Here is a 2,949-nt window from a genome sequence, read left to right as displayed (position 1 = left end):
GATGAAAATTTAGATATAAATAACTGGCCAGAATGGTCGCAATACGTTTATGAGCCGAATGCAGCAATCATGAAAGCTGGCTGTTTTTCATTGTTAGAAACTCAATACAATATACAACAAATCAGTGCGAATAGTCATGTTTACGTATCGGAAGAATACTACTCAGAATTTCCAGGAAAGACATGGAAAATTGAAAATGTATGCAGCATGAATAAACGCGAAATAAAACAAACTTTTGCTGATATTACTCATGCAAATATTGTTACTCGTAACTTTCCAATACCTGTAGAAGCATTGCGCAAAAAATTAAACCTACAAGATGGCGGAAATACAAGAATTATTGCAACAACTGATAACAATAAAAATCACATACTTATTCGAGCAGTAGCAGCAACAAAAAAGTAGCTACGCAACATTTGCATAGCTACTTTTAAAACATATTAAACAGTTTGTTTTACAGACTAACGCCACCACATTGTCATAATGAATCCAGTCATTACTATTACTAATGCAATAACTAAATTCCATGCACCAATTCCAGGAATTGGAAGCACAGGGTTCAAATAATAAACAACAGCCCAAATTAATCCAACGACCATTAATGTGCAGAACAGCGGCACAAACCATGCAGCATTAGCTTTTGTGCCTTTAATGCTTTCTTCGACACGTCGCCTATTTTCAGCTTGTCTCTGCATCATTTGCTGAATCTGTGGAGAAAGCGTTGCTTTATCCGCAGTAGCATTCAACACTGCTTCAACTTCGTCCATAGGAACGCCATAAGTATTCTCATTTGACGTATCGCTCTTCTTTGCAGCGTCGTCAGCTGCAGTCGTGTGCAATTCTTCATCAGCCATAACTGTAACTCTCCAATCAATCGGCTACACGCTATAATAGTGGTTACACTCGAACGCGTGAAGGATGAAGATAAAATATGGCTAAGAGAACTGGGAAACATCGTGCTCAACACTCGCTGTTAAGCAGTTTTGCTGTTGCCGTTGCAGTATTTCTTACCGGCTATTTATTCGTTCTTAATTTGCGCGTAAACCGCTCTGCTTTTGTGACTTCTAATACGAGTCAAATGGTTGAAAGAAATTCGCAGCGCACAAAAAATTTACGAGAAGATATAAAATCTTTAGATTCTAAAATTAATTTACTTAATAAAACGCTCGGCAGCAGCACTAGTGAAGGAAAAGAATCTTCTGATACTGGAAGTAGTACCGTACTTCCAAAACTTGAAGGACCTGGAATTGTTGTAACTCTTAACGACTCTCCTCTATGGAAAGGCGCAGTTAATGGTTCCGGAACATCCGGAAATATTAATGATTACGTAATCCACCAGCAAGATATTGAAGCTGTAGTAAATGCTTTGTGGCGCGGCGGAGCAGAAGCAATAACTATTCAGGATCAGCGAGTATTATTTAACTCCGCAGTTGTTTGTATTGGTAACGTTCTTATGTTGCAAGGTCATCAGTACTCGCCACCGTATAAAATATCTGCTATTGGTCCAATGGATAGCATGGTTGATGCTCTAAACAATTCACCAGCCATACACACCTACAAGGAGTATGTAAGTTCGTTTGGATTAGGATGGAAAGTGGAGAAAAAGAATAATCTGCGATTCCCCGAAGCATCGGCCTTGTTGCAACCATTAAGGTACGCAACAGTTCCTAAAGTGCTAAACAAATAAAATATGTTGCAAAGTCTTCATACATCAATAAAGGAGTAGCACACTATGCAATCTGCTAATATGCAGGAAGGAAAAACGAAGCGTAGCAGCTCGAATTTCTGGTGGCAAGCCGCTGGAATTATTGGCGAACTGTTGATAGCTTTTGCAGTTATTTGCGCATTGTACATTGCATGGCAAATGTGGTGGACTGGAGAGCAGGCTGAGCACACTCAAGTAGAGGCGCGTCAAGCAATATCTTGGCAAAACCCAAAAACTGGCGATAAAACGAAGATTGCTTTACCACAGAATACTGACCCACCTGCTTTAAGCAAACCAAAGTCTGAAGACCTTGTAGCTCGTTTATACATACCACGTTTTGGAAATCAGTGGGAACGAAATGTTGTAGAAGGCATTACGCCAGACATCTTAAGCAAGCGTGGTTTAGGTCATTATCCAACCACACAAATGCCTGGCGCAATAGGTAATTTCGCAGTAGCAGGTCACCGAAATGGTTATGGTCAGCCATTGGGAGATGTAGACTTACTGAAGCCTGGCGACGCAATAGTAGTTCGTACAAAGGATTATTGGTTCGTCTATAAGTACACTTCTTACAAGATTGTTACACCAGATCACGGTGAAGTTATTGATGCAAATCCTGATCATCCTGGTGAGAAACCAACAAAACGTATGCTTACTCTTACAACTTGCGAACCTAAGTATACTGCTGCAACTCATCGCTGGATTAGCTACGCAAAATTCGCTTATTGGGCAAAGATTAGCGATGGCATTCCAAAAGAACTTTCTACTATTGATGAGCAAGGAAAAGTGAAGTTTATTAACAATGAGCAACAATCTCTAGTTTCTCATCTTTCTTCACTAGTGCCAGTTATGGTGGTTGTTTTATTAGTGTATGTGATGATTTTCGCAGCAGGAGCAATCGCTTGGCAATGGCCAGAACTTCGCGCTATTCATTCTGGATTAAAGAAAAAGCCTGATGCAAGCATTTTTGGCGGTCTTTTGCGCATACAACCAGGTATTACAGCGATTCGTTGGATTCTTTCGATTCTGATTTATTTCTTCATTGTATTAGCATTATTCCAGTGGATTTTCCCTTGGGCCGCATCTACAATTCCATTCCTTCAGCAGATGTCTAATTACTCAACAACTGTATGATAACGGGTTAAGTAGTAAGTTTTAAATATTCTTACGATTGCTTTAAAACTTACAAAATAAAAACATTTAAGGCGATTGCGTATGAAGTGCAGTCGCCTTTTGTTTATATT

At 39.5% G+C, this 2,949-nt stretch carries 3 protein-coding genes and 1 pseudogene; 3 read left to right on the top strand and 1 reads right to left on the bottom strand.

The features are described 5' to 3' along the window. Window positions 1-405 (top strand): annotated as a pseudogene (locus A5294_RS06830) (SAM-dependent methyltransferase); the annotation flags it as partial. Between the two features lie 56 nt (window positions 406-461). Here A5294_RS06830 and crgA read toward each other — a convergent pair. Next, a complete protein-coding gene (gene crgA / locus A5294_RS05100; protein WP_004106118.1) occupies window positions 462-854 on the bottom strand; it encodes a cell division protein CrgA in 393 nt (130 codons plus the stop codon). Between the two features lie 77 nt (window positions 855-931). Here crgA and A5294_RS05095 point away from each other — a divergent pair, with 77 nt between their 5' ends. Together A5294_RS05095 and A5294_RS05090 are read left to right on the top strand one after the other, a co-directional pair. Further along, window positions 932-1,687, top strand: a complete 756-nt coding sequence (locus A5294_RS05095; RefSeq protein WP_004106116.1) for a DUF881 domain-containing protein — start codon at window positions 932-934, stop codon at window positions 1,685-1,687. A gap of 45 nt (window positions 1,688-1,732) precedes the next feature. Then, window positions 1,733-2,839 (top strand): class E sortase, encoded by a 1,107-nt coding sequence (locus A5294_RS05090; protein ID WP_004106114.1) that lies wholly within the window; start codon window positions 1,733-1,735, stop codon window positions 2,837-2,839. Window positions 2,840-2,949 lie beyond the last annotated feature (110 nt).

The sequence above is a fragment of the Gardnerella sp. 30-4 genome, assembly GCF_001641215.1.
Taxonomy (GTDB): domain Bacteria; phylum Actinomycetota; class Actinomycetes; order Actinomycetales; family Bifidobacteriaceae; genus Bifidobacterium; species Bifidobacterium leopoldii.
This window is presented reverse-complemented; position numbering and strand designations above follow the sequence as displayed.

Bases quoted from the DNA above. Each gene is read 5' to 3' on its own strand.
- crgA (WP_004106118.1), bottom strand. From the start codon at position 854: ATGGCTGATGAAGAATTGCACACGACTGCAGCTGACGACGCTGCAAAG.
- A5294_RS05095 (WP_004106116.1), top strand. From the start codon at position 932: ATGGCTAAGAGAACTGGGAAACATCGTGCTCAACACTCGCTGTTAAGC.
- A5294_RS05090 (WP_004106114.1), top strand. From the start codon at position 1,733: ATGCAATCTGCTAATATGCAGGAAGGAAAAACGAAGCGTAGCAGCTCG.